Here is an 18,171-nt window from a genome sequence, read left to right as displayed (position 1 = left end):
GCGCTTGTGTCGTGGCGGTCGCGGGCGGTCGGCAGGGTGTTCGACCGCCGCCCGGCGCCGCCGTGCGCGGCAGGAGGGCGCTGTAGGGCGGCGGAACAGCGGTGGCTTGCCGTCGGCATGGGCGGTTTGCTTTCGCCCGGGCGGCGGGCTAGAGTCTCCCCGTTGCCCACATTTCACGGGGCTTTTTGCGCTAACTGCATGACGCCAATCGAAAACACGCTGATTTTTTTTGCGCTGGTCGCTGCCAGTGCCTTTTTTTCATTTTCCGAAATCTCGCTGGCCGCCGCGCGCAAGCTCAAGCTCAAGCAGATGCGCGACGAGGGCGATCCACGCGCTGCCTGCGTCCTTTTCTTGCAGGAACAGCCCGGCCATTTCTTTACCGCCGTGCAAATTTCCGTCAATGCTGTCGGAATTCTTGCCGGGGTTCTCGGTGAAGGGGCATATGCGCCTGTTTTCTCGCGTTTATTCGTCGATGTGGCGTCGCCCGAAACGGCAAGTTTTCTCGGCTCCGCCTGCTCCTTCCTGCTGGTCACGACGAGCTTCATCCTGATCGGCGACCTGATTCCCAAACGCATTGCCATCGTCGCCCCGGAAGCGATTGCGCTGCGCATCGCGCCGGCCATGGTGCTGTGCCTGAAAGCCTTGCGGCCGCTGATCTGGGTGTTCAACGGCGTTGCCAGTCACATCCTCCGCCTGCTCGGTCTGCCGCCGTCGCGGCCGGAGGACATCACGCCGGAAGATATCGTCGCGCTGGCCAATGCCGGGGAAGAAGCGGGCGTCGTCGCGCGTCAGGAAAAGCAGCTGATCGAAAACGTTTTCGAGCTGGAAACCCGCACGGCGCCGTCGACGATGACGGCGCGCGAGAGCATCGTCTGGCTTGACCGTAACGAGAGCGACGAGAGCATTCGCGCCAAGATTAGCGCGCATCCGCATGCCAAGTTCCCGGTCTGCGCCGGCACGATTGACCGGGTGGTCGGCTACGTCGATTCCAAGGACATCCTGTGCCGTCTGCTCAACGGTGAGCCATTGTCGCTGCGTGGCGACAGCGCCCTGCATACGGCGCTGATCCTGCCGGAAACGCTGACCTTGTCGGAGATCATCGAGCAGTTCAAGATCATGCGCGAGGATTTCGCGCTGATCATCAACGAGTACGGTCTGATCGTCGGCCTGATTACCCTGAACGACGTGACCTGCACACTGATGGGCGATTCGCTGATGACGCCCGCGGACGAGCAGATCATCCAGCGCGACGCGCGTTCCTGGCTGGTCGATGGCATGACGCCGGTGGGCGATCTCGAACAGCGTTTGCAGATCGAGCCGTTCCCCGACGACGACCAATTCGAGACGATCGCCGGCTTCATGATGTACGTGCTGCGCCGCGTGCCGCGCCCGACCGAGAGCGTCGAGCACGCCGGTTTCCGTTTCGAGGTGCTCGATATCGACAATCACAAGATCGACCAGCTGCTGGTCACTCGCCTCGACGTCCGCCGCGAGGGCGATGGCGACGTTTCCGTTGCCGGCCCCGCCCATCCATGAGCGGCCTCGCCTTCGCTCCGCCGCGCTTTGCCGTCGACCGCGCGGCGCTCGTTGCCCGCTTGCGCGCCGTGCTTCCCGAGGACGCGCTGCGCGTCGACGAAGAAGCGCTGCGGCCCTACGAATGCGACGGGCTGACCGCCTACCGGCAGCTGCCGCTCCTGGTGACGCTGCCGGAAAACGAGGCGCAGGCGCGGGCGATCCTGCGCGTCTGCCACGAACTCGGCGTGCCGGTGGTGCCGCGTGGCGCGGCGACCGGGCTCTCCGGCGGCGTGCTGCCGCATCCGGACGGCGTCGTCGTCTCGCTGGCGCGACTGAAGAACATCCTCGCCATCGACCCGGCGACGCGCACCGCCGTCGTCCAGCCGGGTGTGCGCAACCTCGCCGTGTCGCAGGCAGCGGCGCCTTACGGCCTCTACTACGCGCCCGATCCCTCGTCGCAGATCGCGTGCACCATCGGCGGCAACATCGCCGAGAACTCCGGCGGCGTGCACTGCCTGAAGTACGGCCTGACCGTGCACAACGTGCTGCGCGTGCGCGGCCTCACCATCGCCGGCGAGATCGTCGAGTTCGGCTGCGCCGCGCCCGACGCGCCGGGCTACGACCTGCTCGCCGTGGCCAACGGCTCCGAGGGCTTGCTGGTGCTGATCACCGAGGCCACCGTGCGCCTGACCCCGAAGCCCGAGCTGGCGCAGGTGGCACTCGCCTCGTTCGACGACGTGACACGCGCCGGCGAGGCGGTGGCGGCGATCATCGCCGCCGGCATCCTGCCGGCCGGCCTCGAGATGATGGACAAGAAGGCGACGCACGCCGTCGAACCCTTCGTGAACGCCGGCTACGACATGGACGCCGAAGCCTTGTTGCTGTGCGAGTCGGACGGCACGCCGGAAGAGGTGGCCGAGGAAATGGCGCGCATGCAGGCGGTGCTGGCGGCCTCGGGCGCCACCGCCATCCGCGTCTCGCAGAACGAGGCCGAGCGGCTGAAATTCTGGGCCGGGCGCAAGGCGGCTTTCCCCGCCGTCGGCCGCATCACGCCCGACTACCTGTGCATGGACGGCACCATTCCGCGCCACAGCGTCGGCCGCATGCTGCAGGCCATCGCCGACATGGAGCGGCGCTACGGGCTGCGCTGTGCCAACGTCTTCCACGCTGGCGACGGTAACCTGCACCCGCTGATCATGTACGACGCCAACCAGCCCGGCGAGCTCGAGCGCGCGCAGGCTTTTGGCGCTGAAATCCTCGAACTCTCGGTCGAATTCGGCGGCACCATCACCGGCGAGCACGGTGTTGGCGTCGAGAAGGTGACGCAGATGTGCGCGCAATTCACCCCCGACGAACTGGCGCTGTTCGAACGCCTGAAGCGCGCCTTCGACCCGGCCGGCCTGCTCAATCCGGGCAAGGCCATCCCGACGCCGGCACGCTGCCGCGAATACCGCCTGGCGCGTTTGGCGACGGCGGGCGAGCGTGGCACGCCATGCTGCGCGCCGGCGGCCGATGATGCGACGCACGATGTCTGGGGCGATCCGGCCGATGGCGCGTCTGCACCGGGCGATGCGACGAAAACGGAGGGGTCGCGATGAAGGCGATTCATGATCGCTGGTGCGAGCGCGTGCGCGCCGCCGCCGCCGATGGCCGGCCGCTGCGTCTGCGTGGTTCTGGCTCGAAGGATTTCTATGGGCAGCCTCTGCTGCCGGGCAGTGGCGAGGTGTTCGATACGCGGGAGTATCGTGGCATCGTCGCCTATTCGCCGAGCGAACTGGTGGTCACCGCGCGCTGCGGTACGCCGCTCGCCGAGTTGGAAGCGGCGCTCGCGGCGCAGGGGCAGATGCTGGCTTTCGAGCCGCCACATTTCGGCCCGCAGGCGACCGTCGGCGGCATGCTGGCTGCCGGCCTGTCCGGTCCGCGCCGCTCGCAGGCCGGGGCCTTGCGCGATTACGTGCTGGGCGTACGACTGATCGACGGCGAAGGGCGCGCGCTCAGCTTTGGCGGGCAGGTCATGAAAAACGTCGCCGGTTATGATGTTCCGCGCCTGCTCGCCGGCAGCCTTGGCACGCTGGCGCTGGTGACGGAAGTGTCGCTGAAGACCCTGCCGCGGCCGGTCGCTGAGCGCACGCTCGTTGCCGATCTCGGCGAGGGCGAGGCGCTGCGCCGTCTTGCGGCGTGGAATGCGCTGCCCTTACCGCTTTCTGCCTCGGCGTGGTTTGGCGGTCGCCTGTCGCTGCGCCTCTCCGGAGCGGCGGCGGCTGTCGCCTCGTCGGCCGCCGCCTTGCAGCGTGAGCTGCGTGCTGCCGGCGTGGCGGTTGGCCACCTGCCGGAGGATGAGGCGGCGGTGTTCTGGCGCAGTCTGCGCGAGCAGACGCACCCGTTTTTTTCCGCCACTGCTCCGGCCGGCGATGCGCGGCAGTTCGCTGCCGGCGTCGTCGGCGCCGAGCCGCTCCCCCTGTGGCGGCTGGCACTGAGGGCCACGACACCGCCCGTGCGTCCGGCGGCGGATGGCGCGGAGCCTGCGTCGACCACCGACGCGCCCGGCGGTATTGCCGGGGGGGCTACAGGGACAACCCTGATCGAGTGGGGCGGGGCTTTGCGCTGGCGCCGCGATGGCGATCCGCTTGCCTTGCGCGCGGCGGCCGCGGCGGCGGGCGGGCATGCCACCTTGTTTCGTGGCGATGCGCCCTTGAAGAGCGCCATCGGCGCCTTCGCGCCCCTGCCGCCGCCTCTGGCGGCCATTCACCGCCGCCTGAAAAACGCCTTCGATGCGCCGGGAGTGTTCAACCCCGGTCGTCTGTTTCGGGAGTTTTGACGATGCAGACATCGTTGGCAGCCTTCATCAAGGATTCAGCGGTCGGCCAGGAGGCCGAGGCCATTTTGCGGACCTGCGTGCACTGCGGTTTTTGCACGGCAACCTGTCCGACCTATCAGCTGCTTGGCGACGAGCTCGATGGGCCGCGCGGGCGCATCTATCTCATCAAGAATCTCCTCGAAGGCGGCGAGGCCGGGGCGCGAACGCGTCTGCACCTCGACCGCTGCCTGTCGTGTCGCTCGTGCGAGACGACGTGCCCGTCCGGGGTCGATTATCACCGCCTGCTCGATATCGGCCGGGAAGTGCTCGAAGCGCGTTCGCCTCGTCCCTTGGCCGATCGCACGCGGCGTCATGTCTTGCGCGAAACCTTGGCGCGCGGTGGCGTGTTTGCCTCGGCCCTGTCGCTCGCCCGCTGGGCGAAGCCGCTGTTGCCGGCGTCCGTGGCGAGCAAGATTCCGCCGCGCGATACCAGCGTGCCGGCCTGGCCGGCGCGGGGTACTTCGGCACGGCGCATGCTGGTGCTCGCCGGCTGCGTGCAGCCGCACTTGACGCCGCGCACCAATCGTGCGGCGGCGCGGGTGTTTGCTCGTCTGGGGATCGAGCTGTTCGAGGCGCCGGGCGCCGGTTGCTGCGGCGCCGTGCGTTATCACCTCGACGCGCCGGCGGCAGCGCGCGACGACATGCGCCGCCTGATCGATTGCTGGTGGCCGTGGGTTGCTCGCGACGAGGTCGAGGCCATCGTCGTCACCGCCTCGGGGTGCGCGGCGCACGTCAAGGAATACGGCAAGATTCTTGCCGGCGATCCGGCGTATGCCGCCAAGGCGGCGCGCGTGGCAGCGTTGGCGCGCGACGTGTCCGAAGTGCTGGCCGACGAGCGCGAGGCCCTTGCCGCCCTGCTGGCGGAGGCGCGGCGCGCCATGCCTGCTTCGGTTCCGGCACGCGTGCGGCGCATCGCCTTTCACTCGCCCTGCACGCTGCAACATGGACAGAAACTCGGTGGCGTCGTCGAGTCGCTATTGCTCGCCGCCGGCTATGAACTTTCTCCGGTGGCGGACAGTCATCTCTGCTGTGGTTCCTCCGGGGCGTATTCGTTGTTGCAGCCGGCTTTGTCGACGCGCTTGCGGGCCGACAAGCTGGCGGCGCTGAGCGTCGGTGGGCCCGAGCTTATCGCCACTGCCAACGTCGGCTGCCAGAACCACCTGGCTGCGGCGGCAACGATTCCGGTGCACCATTGGGTCGAATTGCTGGCGGAGGTGATCTGTCCCTAACCCTGTGCGCGGTAATCATGACTGCGCCGTCTTTTTGCCGTTTCAGGATTACCGTCAATGAACATCGACAAGGGTCTCCTCGCCAGTCTGGAAGACGACGAAGCGCGCAAGCTGACGCAACTGATGGATCAGGGCATCCGCATTCCGCCGCAGCCGCGCGTCCTTACCGAACTGGCCCGTCTGGTGACGAGTGGCGTCGATGACGTGCGACGACTGGCGGCGACCATTGCCGAAGATCCCGGCATTTCGGCGCTGCTCTTCAAGGCCGTGCAGTCGCCGGTGTTTCGCGCGCATCAGCCTTTCACGTCTGTGGTGCGCATCCTGCAAGTCGTCGGCGTCTCGCAGACGACCAATCTGGTGCGGGCGATCGCGCTTTCGGCAGGTTCGGCGGGCGGCAAAGGCGGGCAGCAGATGCCGGCGCTGGAAGCTTTCTGGGCGCGCTCACGGGCGGTTGCGCAGATTGCCATGTTGATCGCCGAAGATCGCGTCTCGGTGTGCAACATCTTCCCGGATCAGGCGTACCTGGCCGGAGTCTTCCACGACTGTGGCGTGGCGGTGCTGATGCAGCGCTTCCCCGATTACTGCAAGGCTTTGCGCCTCGACGAGCCGGGGCATTGGCCGAATCTGGCCGAAGAGGATCAGCGCTTTTCAGCCGATCACTCGGTGGTCGGCTTCCTCGTCGCCCGGCACTGGAAACTGCCGGAATTCGTCTGCGACGCCATTCGCTACCACCACGATTTTTCTCGGTTGGAAGACCATTCGGCGCGCACGATGATTGCCATCCTGCAATTGGCGATCCACATTTATGCGCTCAATAGCGCCTTGCCGAGCCCGGATTGGGCTGCCAATCGCGGCGAGGTGGCGGACGAACTCGGTATTCACGACGAGGCGCTGGCCGAATTCATCGACGTCATCCTCGAACGCTATCAGGAGCACTGAGTGCTCGCCTGTGCCGCACCTGCTGATGGGTCGATCGCCCGGCGTGGAGTGCGCCGGAGTGGCCGGCGGCCCTACTTGCGGCCGAGACCGCCGAGCAGCGCAGCGACCACGCGGCGCGGTGCGTGCGCCGACGTTCCGGGACTGCTTTGTGCCGGCACCTTGGCGACGGCTTCGCTGCCGGTGCTGGTTTTCGGCTCGTAAGGCTTGTCGAAGTCGAAGCCATCGGCGGCGATGCGCGAGGTGGACCGTTGGGAGGGGCGTGCCGGACGCTCGCGGCGTTCGCCCGCAGTCGGCGCGGCCGGTGAGGGACGCGCGCCGTGGCCACTCGGCGGGGCGCTCGGCGCCGTCGGTGCCAGTCGGCGCTGGCCGTGCTTCTTGTGACCGCTCGGCGGGTATTCCCAGTCCGACTCGGGCTCGAAGCCATCGATGCGAACCTGCTCGATCTTCAGATTGATGAGCTTCTCGATATCAACGAGGTACTGCACTTCGTCGGCCGAAACCAGCGACACGGCGTTGCCGTGCTTACCGGCACGGCCGGTACGACCGATGCGGTGGACGTAGTCTTCCGGCGTATGCGGCAGTTCGAAGTTGATGACGTGCGGCAGTTCATCGATGTCGAGACCGCGTGCCGCCACGTCGGTGGCGACCAGCACCATCGCCGTGCCGTTCTTGAAGGCTTCCAGCGCTTTCAGGCGATCGAGCTGACTTTTGTCGCCGTGGATGGCGTCGGCGGCGATGCCGGCGCGTTGCAATTCACGCGCCAGTCGCGCCGTTTCCAGCTTGGTGCGGGTAAAAACCAGCACCTGCCCGAACTCTTCGGAGCGCAGGAGGCGCACCAGCAGCGCGCGCTTGGAGGCGCTGGCGACCGGGTGCACGCGGTGGGTGATCGTTTCCGAGACGGTGTTGCGGCGGGCGACTTCGACCAGCACCGGCGACTTCAGCATGGTGTCGGCGAGCTTCTTGATCTCGTCCGAGAAGGTCGCCGAGAACAGCAGGCTTTGCCGTTGCACGGGCAGCATGCTGAGGATGCGCTTGATGTCGGGGATGAACCCCATGTCGAGCATGCGGTCGGCTTCGTCGAGGACGAGCGCCTGCACGCTGCCGAAATTGATGACGCGGTGCTCGACGAGGTCGAGCAGGCGCCCCGGCGTGGCAACGAGGACTTCGACGCCGAGGCGGATTTCCGCAATCTGCGGCTTGATGTCGACACCGCCGTAGGCGCACAGGCTGCGCAGCGGGACGTATTTGGCGTAGCTCTTGACCGAGTCGTGCACCTGGATCGCCAGTTCGCGCGTCGGCGCGAGGATCAGGATGCGCACCGGATGGCGGGCCGGCGAGGGGCTGCTGGTGGCGAAGGGGAGGATGCGTTGCAGCAGTGGCAGCGTGAAGGCAGCGGTTTTGCCGGTACCGGTTTGCGCGCCTCCCATCAGATCCTTGCCTTCGAGCACGAGCGGAATCGCCTGCGCCTGGATCGGTGTGGGTTCTGAATAGCCTTGCTCAGCAACGGCTTTCAGGAGGTCGGGCGCTAGCCCGAGTTCGTCAAACCGCATCGGCCCTGCCTTCAAAGAAGTGTTCGATCAATAACATGAGGCGCGGATTATACACGTCCGCCCTGCCTCTGGCGGGGGAATAGCCTCGCCAGACCCGTGCGGGAGCGCCAATGGGCGATGCTGGCGACGGGCTGGCGCCGGTGTCTCGTGTCATCTGGCAAACTGGCCACAGAGGGGCGCATCGCGAGTCGCACGTCGGCACGTCGCGGCCTGCGACTCGCGCGCCGCCGCCGCCGGGCGGGCGTCAGCGCTTCTCGCTGGCGACGGGCGCCTTGTCTGCGGCACCCTCTGCCGGCTTCTCCGCAGGCTTGTCGCCGGCCGGGGCGGCAGCTGTTGCTGCCTCGGCGTCAGGGGCGGGTTTCGGTTTTTTCTTCTTCCCGGTTTCAGGGGGGGACGGCGGCGGCAGTTGCGGCGTGATCGTCTCCAGCTTGTTTTCGCGCATGTATGCGTCCATGTCGCGCCAGCCTTCGAAAATCGGCGCTTTCGGCAGCCACGAGTAGATCGAGTAGCAGTCTTCGATGGCGCGCCCGGATTGGCGGCAGGCGCTGCCGACCGCCTTGCCTTCGGCTTCGCTGCGGGCCGCTTTGGCGGCGGAGTCTTCAATCCCGAGCTTTTGCTGCACCTGATCGCAGCCGCTCAGCACGCCGCTCAGGCCGATCAGTACAGGGATGGCGAAAATAAACCGGTGCCAGGAAGGTGACGTCCGTTGGGTCACGGGAATCGCGCTTTCGTCTTGAATGTGCGCGGAATTGTAACCGTAAACGCGCCGGCGGGTGCCTCTCCGGCATTGCAGTTCGCGCCGGGAGGGGCTTTTTCGGGGTCTATAATCGCCGCCTGTTCGTTTCCGAGGAGTTGAGTGTCAATGCGTACTACCTCTTTGTTGTCGTGCCTGGTCTTGAGCGCATGCGTCGCGGTGGGTACCGCGCAGGCAGCGTCGAAGACGGCCGCCAAAACGCCGCGTCCGGTTGCACCGGCGGTGCCGACCGAAATTGAACTCTCGCACCAGCTCGACGAGGCGCAAGCCGAACGTCTCGAGCCGGTCGTCGACCGTTTTAATGCCACGCAGAAGGAGTTCCATCTGCATCTGGTGCGCAGCACTGAAGGGGCGTCGCCGACGCTCCTTAATTTGGCGACGCGCGAGGATCTCTCGCACTTCGTTGCCAATCGCGCTCGCTTCAAGCCGCTGTTTGAAGTCCTGCGCGATGCGAAGGAGCCGCTCGACAGCGCGCGCCTGTCGCCGGAACTGCGTGTTGGCGTGGCCGACTCGAAAGGCCGTCTGATGGCCTTGCCGGTCGCCCTGTCGACGCCGGTGCTCTTCTACAACAAGGCGCTCTTCCGCAAGGCGGGCCTCAATCCGGAGACGCCGCCGCATACCTGGTGGGAGGTGCAGCAGGCGGCCGACAAGCTTTTCGACGCGGGAAGCCGCTGTCCCTACACGACCTCCTGGCCGGCGTGGGTGCATATCGACAATGCCAGCGCCTGGAATGGCGCCGAAGTGGCCGATAGCCGCGGGCGCCTGGCGTTCAACGGGCTGGTGCAGATCAAGCACATCGCCATGCTCAACAGCTGGTACAAGAGCCGTTTCTTCGTCTACTTCGGTCGCCGCGATGAGGCCGATCAGCGCTTTGCCGAAGGCGAATGCGGCATGTTGACGAGTGGGTCGGCGCTGTACGCGACGTTGCGCGACAAGCCGGGCCTCGAGGTAGGCGTGTCGGCGCTGCCTTACTATGACGACGTGCGCGGCGCACCGCAGCAAACACTCGCCGATGGTGCCTCGCTGTGGGTTGGCGGTGGTCACAAGCCGGCCGAGTACAAGGGCGCGGCGAGCTTCGTCAAGTTCCTGATGGCGCCGGATGTGCAGGTCGCGCTGACGCGTAACGGCGGCTTCCTGCCGATGACGCCGGCGGCGCGGGCCGCCGTGAGCAGCCGCTTGCTCGGTGGCGATGTGGCCGGCGTTGACGTGGCCATGCGCCAGCTGCAGGGCAAGAGCGCCCAACGCACGCTGCGTGTGTCGCAGATCGAGCCGGTGCGCATGATCGTCGAGGAAGAACTGGAAGCGGTGTGGGCAAACCGCAAGCCGGCCAAGGCGGCGCTCGACGATGCGGTCGAGCGCGGTAACGTGGTGCTGCCGCAAGCCTTGCGCGCCTCGCCGTTGTGATTCGTCCGGCGCCAGCGTGGGCGTTGCCGAGGTGCTTCGTGCATCGCGGTGGTGGCGCGCTGGCGCCGGAGAATACCCTGGCCGGTCTGCGCGTTGCTGCGCTCACCGGCTTTCGTGCCGTCGAGTTTGACGTCACGCTCTCCGCTGACGGCACGCCCTGGCTGATTCACGACGCGACGCTGGAGCGGACAACGACTGGCCATGGCCGCGTCGCGGCGACGCCTGACCACGTTCTCGCCTCTCTCGATGCGGGCGTCCGTCATCACCCTTCCTTCGCCGGTGAGCCCTTGCCGACGCTTGCTGCGGCCGCAGCCCTGTGTCGCGCCTTGGCGCTCGTTGCCAACGTGGAAATCAAGCCCGCCGACGGGAGTGAGGCGACAACGGGCGCCTGCGTTGCGGCAGAGATTGCGGCGCTCTGGCAGGGTGCGCCCTTGCCATTGGTTTCTTCCTTTTCTTTCGAAGCACTGCTGGCCGCACGGCAGGCGGTCCCGCTTTTGCCGCTGGCGTGTTTGTGGCATCGGCCACCCGCCGACTGGCGGGCGCAGGCGGATCGTCTCGGCGCGTTCAGCGTGCATTGCGCGGCCGAGGCCGTCGCTGAGGGCTTTCTCGCCGAGGCGCGCGAAGCCGGTGTGCCGGTGCTTTGCTACACGGTGAATGGCCGCGAACTTGCCGCGCAGTGCTGGTCGCGCGGTGTGGCGGCGGTTTTTTCCGACCGTCCGGATCTGTTGGCGCGGCGCCCGAGCTGAAGCGGCGCTCTCGGTCGCCTCTCTTGGCAACGATTAACGCAACGGTCATGCGCGCCGGGCATCATGCCGCCTTGCCAGTCGGGCGGTGCGCGACTGGCGCCGGTCGGGAGGGCTGGGTTTTCGATGCTAGAATCGCGCCTTTCCGAATCCCTCCTGACCTGCCGGTCCGCCTACGATGAAAAGCGCTGAAATTCGCGAGCAGTTCCTCCAGTTCTTCGCCTCCAAGGGGCACCAGATTGTCGCTTCCAGTTCGCTGGTGCCGCACGAAGACCCGACGCTGCTGTTCACCAACGCCGGGATGAACCAGTTCAAGGACGTCTTCCTCGGCTTCGACAAGCGTCCCTACACGCGCGCCACCACCTCGCAGAAATGCGTTCGCGCCGGTGGCAAGCACAACGACCTCGAGAACGTCGGTTACACCGCGCGTCACCACACCTTCTTCGAGATGCTGGGCAATTTCAGCTTCGGCGACTACTTCAAGCGCGACGCGATCAAGTACGCGTGGGAGCTGCTCACCGAGGTGTACAAGCTGCCGAAGGAAAAGCTCATGGTCACGGTTTACGCCGACGACGATGAAGCCTACGACATCTGGCACAAGGAAGTCGGCGTTCCGGCCGAGAAGATCGTGCGCATCGGCGACAACAAGGGCGCGCGCTACGCTTCCGACAATTTCTGGATGATGGGCGACACCGGCCCCTGCGGCCCGTGCTCCGAGATTTTCTACGACCACGGCGAGCACATCTGGGGCGGCCCTCCGGGATCGCCCGACGAAGACGGCGACCGCTTCATCGAGATCTGGAATAACGTTTTCATGCAGTTCAACCGCGACGAGGCCGGCGTCATGCATCGCCTGCCGAAGCCGTCGGTCGACACCGGCATGGGCCTCGAGCGCATCTCGGCGGTGCTGCAGCACGTGCATAGCAACTACGAGATCGACCTCTTTCAGGCGCTGATCAAGGCGGCGGCGCGAGAAACCAGTGCCGCCGACATGGACAGCCCGTCGCTGAAGGTGCTCGCCGACCACATCCGCGCCTGTTCCTTCCTCATCGCCGACGGCGTCATTCCCGGCAACGAAGGCCGCGGCTACGTGCTACGCCGCATCATCCGCCGCGCCATCCGCCACGGCTACAAGCTCGGCGCGCGCGCCGCCTTCTTCCACAAACTTGTTCCCGATCTGGTCGCCGAAATGGGCGCGGCCTATCCGGAACTGGTGCAAGGCCAGGCGCGCATTGCCGAGGTGCTGCGTCAGGAGGAAACGCGCTTCTTCGAGACGATCGAGCACGGCATGGCGATCCTCGAAGGCGAACTCGCCGCGCTGGCCGCCGGTGGCGGCAAGGTGTTCAACGGCGAAACGGCGTTCAAGCTGCACGACACCTACGGTTTCCCGCTCGATCTGACCGCCGACATCTGTCGTGAGCGCAACGTCACGGTCGACGCCGCCGCTTTCGACGCGGCGATGGCCCGGCAGAAGGAGCAGGCGCGTGCCGCCGGCAAGTTCCGCATGGCGGCCGGCCTCGAATACGACGGCCCGGCGACGACTTTCCACGGCTACGAGCAGCTCGAATGCAAGGGCAAGATCCTCGCGCTGTACAAGGACGGCGCGCCGGTCAATGAGCTGCGCGAAGGCGATCTTGGCGTCGTCGTCCTCGACGAGACGCCGTTCTACGCCGAATCCGGCGGTCAGGTCGGCGACCGCGGCGAACTGCGTTCGGCGCAGGGCATTTTCGCCGTCGAAGACACGCAGAAGATTCAGGCGTCGGTGTTCGGCCACCACGGCATCGTCCGCACCGGCACGCTGACGCTCGCCGATGGCGTGTCGGCGCGTGTCGACATCCCGGCGCGCGCGCAGACGATGCGCAACCACTCGGCAACGCACCTGATGCACAAGGCGCTGCGCGAAGTGCTCGGCGGCCACGTGCAGCAGAAGGGCTCGCAGGTCGACGCCGAGCGCACGCGCTTCGACTTTGCGCACAATGCACCGCTGTCCGACGACGAAATCCGCCGTGTCGAAGCGCTGGTGAGCGCCGAAATCCTCGCCAACGTCGCCACCGACGCCAGCGTGATGGACATCGAATCGGCGCAGAAGACCGGCGCGATGATGCTCTTCGGCGAGAAGTACGGCGACGAAGTGCGCGTGCTGACCATCGGTTCGTCGAAGGAATTGTGCGGCGGCACGCACGTCGCGCGCACCGGCGATATCGGCTTGTTCAAGATCGTCGCTGAAAGCGGTGTCGCTGCCGGCGTGCGTCGCGTCGAGGCGATCACCGGCGAGCGCGCGCTGACCTGGGTGCAGCAGCAGAGCACCCTGCTCGGCGAGGCGGCGGCAGCGTTCAAGTCGCCGGTAGCCGAGCTGCCGGGCAAGATCGCGCAGGCGCTCGAGCACGCGCACGCGCTGGAAAAGGAAGTCGCCCGCTTGAAGTCGAAGCTGGCCGCCAGCCAGGGCGACACGCTCGCCGCGCAGGCCGCCGACATCAAGGGCGTGCGCGTTCTTGCGGCCGAGATCGACGGCGCCGACGTGGTCACGCTGCGCGAACTCGCCGACAAGCTTCGCGACCGCCTGCGCAGCGCGGCGGTCGTCCTCGCCGCGGTGGCTGACGCACGTGTGACGCTGATCGCGGCGGTGACGCCTGATCTCGTCAAGCGCGTACGCGCCGGCGATCTCGTCAATCACGTCGCGCAGCAGGTCGGCGGCAAGGGCGGCGGTCGTCCCGATCTGGCGCAGGCCGGCGGCAACGATCCGGCAAAGCTGCCGGTAGCGCTGGCTTCCGTCGCCGAGTGGCTGGAGTCGCGTCTCTGATCGTGGCCCCGGCGCACCTGCCGGGTGACGCATTTTCGAGGGTGCTACAATGCACCCTCTCATTTCATCGGTTTAGCTCAGGGAGAACACCTTGCTGATCAGTTCAGCTTACGCACAACAAGCCGCTGCTGCCGCCACCGATCCGACCGGAGGATTGATGCAGATCCTGCCGATCGTCCTCATGTTCATCGTCCTGTACTTCCTGATGGTGCGCCCGCAGATGAAGCGCGCCAAGGAACACAAGGCGCTGGTCGAAGCCTTGGCCAGAGGCGATGAGGTCGTCACCCAGGGCGGCGTTGCCGGCCGGGTTGCCAAGGTTGGTGAGGCCTATATCGCTCTGGAAGTTTCGGAAGGTGTCGAAATCCAGGTGCAGAAGACCGCTGTGCAACTCGTGTTGCCGAAGGGCACGCTGAAGAGTCTGTAAGCCGGCGACGCGGACCTTCGGTTCGCGTCGTTTTGCTTTCGTCCCGCTTTCGTCTCGTCACCCATTCCGTCGCAGGCCATGAATCGCTATCCGCTCTGGAAGTACGTTACCGTCGTCGTCGCGCTATTGATCGGCTTCGTCTACACCCTGCCGAATTTCTTCGGCGAATCGCCGGCTGTGCAGGTGTCGAGCGTCAAGGCAACGCTCAAGGTCGATCCTCAGACGCTGGATCGCGTCGAATCGACCCTGAAAGCGGCGTCACTGACCAACGACGGTCTGTTCCTCGACCCGGTTGGCGTCAAGGTGCGTTTCCATGACGCCGACTCGCAGTTGAAGGCGCGTGATGTGCTGGAGAAGGAGTTCAATCCCGATCCGGAAAACGCGCAATACGTCGTCGCCCTCAACCTGTTGTCGAGTTCGCCGCAATGGCTGACCAGCCTGAGCGCTTTGCCGATGTATCTCGGCCTCGATCTGCGCGGCGGTGTGCACTTCCTCTTGCAGGTCGATATGCAAGGCGCGCTGACCAAGCGCCTCGATGCGCTGTCGGCCGATCTGCGCGGTTTCCTACGCGACAAGAACATTCGTCACGCCGGTATCACGCGTGAAGGCGAGCGACTGGTGGTGCGCTTCCGCGACACCGAAACGCGTGATCGTGCCCGCGTCGCGCTGAGCGAATCGCAACCGGATTTGCAGCTGACCGATCAAGGGGCAGGCGACGATCTCAAGCTTCTCGCGACGATGCGTCCGGAAGCAATCAAGCGCATTCAGGATTTCGCGCTCAAGCAGAACATGACGACGCTGCACAACCGGATCAACGAACTCGGCGTCGCCGAGCCGGTGATTCAGCAACAAGGCGCCGACCGCATCGTCGTGCAGCTGCCCGGGGTGCAGGATACGGCGAAGGCCAAGGACATTCTCGGCCGTACGGCGACGCTCGAAATCCGCATGGTCGACGACACGCCGGGCGCGCTGGAAGCGGCGCAGGCCGGTCAGGTGCCGTTCGGTACCGAACTCTATGTCGAACGCGGCGGCAAGCCGCTGCTGGTGAAGAAGCAGGTGATGCTGACCGGCGAACGCCTGACCGACGCGCAGCCGGGCTTCGACTCCCAGTCGCAGGAGCCGGCGGTGCACCTGACGCTTGACTCGGCGGGCGCGCGCATTTTCAAGGATGTGACGCGTGAAAACGTCGGCAAGCGCATGGCTATCCTGCTCATCGAGAAGGGCAAAGGCGAGGTGATCACGGCGCCGGTGATCCGCACCGAAATCGGCGGTGGCCGCGTGCAGATTTCCGGACGCATGAGCAGCGTCGAGGCCAACGACACGGCGCTGCTGCTGCGCGCCGGCTCGCTGGCGGCGCCGATGGAAATTATCGAGGAACGCACCATCGGTCCGAGCCTCGGCGCCGATAACATCAAGAAGGGCTTCAATTCGACGCTGTGGGGCTTTGCCGCCATCGCCGTCTTCATGGCCTCCTACTACCTGCTGTTTGGCGTGGTCTCCGTGCTGTCGCTGGCGGCGAATCTGCTCTTCCTCATCGCCCTGCTGTCGCTCTTGCAGGCGACGCTGACACTGCCGGGGATCGCCGCTATTGCCCTGACGCTGGGGATGGCGATTGACGCCAACGTGCTGATCAACGAGCGGGTGCGTGAAGAGTTGCGCAACGGCATGACGCCGGCGGCGGCCATCACGGCCGGCTATGAGCGCGCCTTTGGCACCATTCTCGACTCGAACGTGACGACATTGATTGCCGGGGTGGCGCTGCTCATCTTCGGTTCCGGGCCGGTTCGCGGTTTTGCGGTGGTGCATTGCCTGGGCATTCTCACCTCGCTGTTTTCGTCGGTGGTGGTCTCGCGCTCGCTGGTTAACCTCATCTACGGCGGACGTCGCCGCCTGGTGTCGCTGTCCATCGGTCAAGTCTGGAAGCCCAAGACGCCGACCGCTGCCACGACGGCCACGGTCAAATAAGGGAGCGCGAACATGGAATTCTTCCGCATCCACAAAGACATCCCGTTCATGCGCCATGCCCTGGTGTTCAACGGGGTGTCGCTGGTGACTTTCGTTGCCGCTGTATTTTTCCTTTTCTGGAATGGCCTGAACCTGTCGATCGAGTTCACCGGCGGGACGCTGGTCGAAGTCAATTACGCCCAGACCGCCGATCTCGAAAAGATCCGCAACGCGCTGACCAAAGCCGGCAATAACGATACGGCGGTGCAGAACTTCGGTTCCAGCCACGACGTGCTGATTCGTCTGCCGCTCAAGGCCGACCAGCCGACGGCCAAGGCCGGTGAAGCCGTCATGGCCGCGCTGGACGCCGATGCGCCGGGCGCGACCTTGCGCCGCGTCGAATTCGTCGGCCCGCAAGTCGGTCGCGAGCTTGCCGAGAACGGCGCTCTGGCCCTGCTGCTCGTCGTCATCGGCATCGTCGTTTATCTGGCCTTCCGCTTCGAATGGCGTTTCTCGGTGGCGGCGATCGTCGCCAACTTGCACGACGTGATCATCATTCTTGGCTTCTTCGCCTTCTTCCGCTGGGAGTTTTCGCTCTCCGTGCTGGCAGCGGTCTTGGCCGTGCTTGGCTATTCGGTAAACGAGTCGGTGGTCGTCTTCGACCGCGTGCGCGAGACGTTCAAGAAGTCGCGGGGGTTGACGACGCCGCAGGTAATCGACCACGCCATCACGCGCACCATCTCGCGGACGATCATCACGCACGGTTCGACGCAGATGATGGTACTGTCGATGCTCGTTTTCGGCGGCGAGACCCTACACAACTTCGCGCTGGCGCTGACGATTGGTATCTGCTTCGGTATCTATTCCTCCGTCCTCGTCGCCAGCCCGCTGGTGATGTGGCTTGGCGTGTCGCGTGATCAGTTCGTCAAGCCCAAGCGCAAGATCGAAGGCGCGAACGAGGACGGCGCCGTCGTCTAAACCGACGTCCGGCACTCGGAGTTCGCGCCGATCGTTGGCGCCTGACGTACGCGTCGCGTGTTCGTGCAGGACGTTCGCGCTTTTTCGTCCGGCGACGCGCCGGACGCCTTTCGGCGATTGCCAGCCGTGGATCGCCACTAACGTTTGACGGCACGCCGCGGGCGCACACCACGCCGGCGGCGTTGTCGTCTCTTCATCGCCAGGAGTGACGTATGACGATTCGACGTATCAAGCTCTGGGATTTACCGACCCGGATTTTTCACTGGTCACTGTTTGCGCTCGTGAGCGCCGCGCTCGTCAGTGGCGAGATCGGCGGCAATGCCATCGAATGGCATGGCAAGTTCGGTCTGGCGATTGTCGGTCTGGTCGTCTTCCGTCTCGTCTGGGGCTTCGTCGGCTCGACGTATGCGCGCTTTGCGCAGTTTTTCCCCTCGCCGGCATCGATAGCCGCGTATCTGCGCGGACAGTGGCATGGTCTGGGTCATAACCCGGTCGGCGCTTTGTCGGCCTTTGCGCTGTTGGCGCTGGTGCTGGCGCAGGCCTTGGGCGGCCTCTTCAGTAACGACGATATCGCGTTTCGTGGCCCGCTCTTCGATCTCGTCGGCAAGGATCTGAGCGACACCATCAGCGGTCTGCATTCGCTCGCTGGCAACGTGCTCATCGCCTTTATCGCGCTGCACGTGGCGGCCATCATCTTTTATAAGCGCGTGAAGAAGAACAACCTCGTGCTGCCGATGATCACCGGCTGGAAAGACGTGCCGGAAGGTGCTGGCGAGTCGGCCAAGGGCGGCGGTGTGGTTGCCTTCGTCGTCGCACTGGCGATCGCCCTGGCAGCGGTGTACGCCGCCTCTGGCGCCTTGTTGCCCCCGCCGCCACCCGCGCCGGCGGTGACTGCCCCGGCGGCGCCTTCCTGGTAGGTCGCTGATAGCGCGAGGTGTTGCGGGAGGCCGGGAGGACGCGCCATTCGCGTTGCGTCCGCCTCCATCGCTATGTCGGTACTCTCTGTCCTCGCCGACCGCCAACAAAAATGGCCG

Annotated in this window: 14 protein-coding genes; 12 read left to right on the top strand and 2 right to left on the bottom strand. The window is 65.7% G+C overall.

Annotation, left to right across the window (positions count from 1 at the left end; all coding sequences use genetic code 11):
* Window positions 1-198 precede the first annotated feature (198 nt).
* The 5 genes from paeA to GHK24_RS02175 are packed head-to-tail and all read left to right on the top strand — an operon-like array spanning window position 199 to window position 6,540.
* The gene (paeA, locus tag GHK24_RS02195; RefSeq protein WP_153468247.1) at window positions 199-1,536 is read left to right on the top strand and encodes a polyamine export protein PaeA; all 1,338 of its coding nucleotides are present in this window, start codon (window positions 199-201) and stop codon (window positions 1,534-1,536) included.
* Entirely contained in the window at window positions 1,533-3,113 is a 1,581-nt protein-coding gene (locus GHK24_RS02190) for an FAD-linked oxidase C-terminal domain-containing protein (RefSeq protein ID WP_153468244.1), read from the top strand. Before paeA ends, GHK24_RS02190 begins: the two co-directional genes overlap by 4 nt.
* Complete coding sequence (glcE, locus tag GHK24_RS02185) at window positions 3,110-4,333, top strand: glycolate oxidase subunit GlcE (RefSeq protein WP_153468241.1); 1,224 nt, start codon at window positions 3,110-3,112, stop codon at window positions 4,331-4,333. The genes GHK24_RS02190 and glcE overlap by 4 nt, the downstream gene beginning before the upstream one ends.
* Before the next feature lie 2 nt (window positions 4,334-4,335).
* Window positions 4,336-5,601, top strand: a complete 1,266-nt coding sequence (glcF, locus tag GHK24_RS02180; RefSeq protein ID WP_153468239.1) for a glycolate oxidase subunit GlcF — start codon at window positions 4,336-4,338, stop codon at window positions 5,599-5,601.
* A gap of 57 nt (window positions 5,602-5,658) precedes the next feature.
* Window positions 5,659-6,540 carry an HDOD domain-containing protein gene (locus GHK24_RS02175; protein WP_153468236.1) on the top strand — a complete coding sequence of 294 codons (882 nt, stop codon included), beginning with the start codon at window positions 5,659-5,661 and terminating at the stop codon, window positions 6,538-6,540.
* Between the two features lie 71 nt (window positions 6,541-6,611).
* Here GHK24_RS02175 and GHK24_RS02170 read toward each other — a convergent pair whose 3' ends face one another.
* A complete protein-coding gene (locus GHK24_RS02170; protein ID WP_153468233.1) occupies window positions 6,612-8,090 on the bottom strand; it encodes a DEAD/DEAH box helicase in 1,479 nt (492 codons plus the stop codon).
* A 244-nt stretch (window positions 8,091-8,334) separates the two neighbouring features.
* The gene (locus tag GHK24_RS02165; RefSeq protein WP_340642704.1) at window positions 8,335-8,805 is read right to left on the bottom strand and encodes a hypothetical protein; all 471 of its coding nucleotides are present in this window, start codon (window positions 8,803-8,805) and stop codon (window positions 8,335-8,337) included.
* A 147-nt stretch (window positions 8,806-8,952) separates the two neighbouring features.
* Between GHK24_RS02165 and GHK24_RS02160 the strand changes: the two genes are divergently transcribed.
* The 7 genes from GHK24_RS02160 (at window position 8,953) to GHK24_RS02130 (ending at window position 18,054) form a co-directional block, all read left to right on the top strand.
* Window positions 8,953-10,248 carry an extracellular solute-binding protein gene (locus GHK24_RS02160; protein WP_153468230.1) on the top strand — a complete coding sequence of 432 codons (1,296 nt, stop codon included), beginning with the start codon at window positions 8,953-8,955 and terminating at the stop codon, window positions 10,246-10,248.
* Window positions 10,245-10,994: a glycerophosphodiester phosphodiesterase gene (gene ugpQ / locus GHK24_RS02155; RefSeq protein ID WP_340666074.1), complete on the top strand. Its 750-nt coding sequence runs from the start codon at window positions 10,245-10,247 to the stop codon at window positions 10,992-10,994. The genes GHK24_RS02160 and ugpQ overlap by 4 nt, the downstream gene beginning before the upstream one ends.
* A 175-nt stretch (window positions 10,995-11,169) precedes the next feature.
* The gene (gene alaS, locus GHK24_RS02150) at window positions 11,170-13,791 is read left to right on the top strand and encodes an alanine--tRNA ligase (protein ID WP_153468223.1); all 2,622 of its coding nucleotides are present in this window, start codon (window positions 11,170-11,172) and stop codon (window positions 13,789-13,791) included.
* Window positions 13,792-13,882: 91 nt separating this feature from the next.
* Complete coding sequence (yajC, locus tag GHK24_RS02145) at window positions 13,883-14,215, top strand: preprotein translocase subunit YajC (RefSeq protein ID WP_153468220.1); 333 nt, start codon at window positions 13,883-13,885, stop codon at window positions 14,213-14,215.
* Between the two features lie 78 nt (window positions 14,216-14,293).
* Window positions 14,294-16,180: a protein translocase subunit SecD gene (gene secD / locus GHK24_RS02140; protein WP_153468217.1), complete on the top strand. Its 1,887-nt coding sequence runs from the start codon at window positions 14,294-14,296 to the stop codon at window positions 16,178-16,180.
* A 12-nt stretch (window positions 16,181-16,192) separates the two neighbouring features.
* Entirely contained in the window at window positions 16,193-17,137 is a 945-nt protein-coding gene (gene secF, locus GHK24_RS02135; RefSeq protein ID WP_153468214.1) for a protein translocase subunit SecF, read from the top strand.
* A 212-nt stretch (window positions 17,138-17,349) separates the two neighbouring features.
* On the top strand, window positions 17,350-18,054 hold the full coding sequence (locus GHK24_RS02130) for a cytochrome b/b6 domain-containing protein (RefSeq protein WP_153468211.1): 705 nt from the start codon (window positions 17,350-17,352) through the stop codon (window positions 18,052-18,054).
* Window positions 18,055-18,171: the final 117 nt, after the last annotated feature.

This window comes from Rhodocyclus gracilis, assembly GCF_009617575.1.
In the GTDB taxonomy this organism is placed as follows: Bacteria; Pseudomonadota; Gammaproteobacteria; order Burkholderiales; family Rhodocyclaceae; genus Rhodocyclus; species Rhodocyclus gracilis.
Note: the sequence above shows the minus strand (reverse complement) of the source record. Positions and strands in the feature narration are given on the sequence as shown.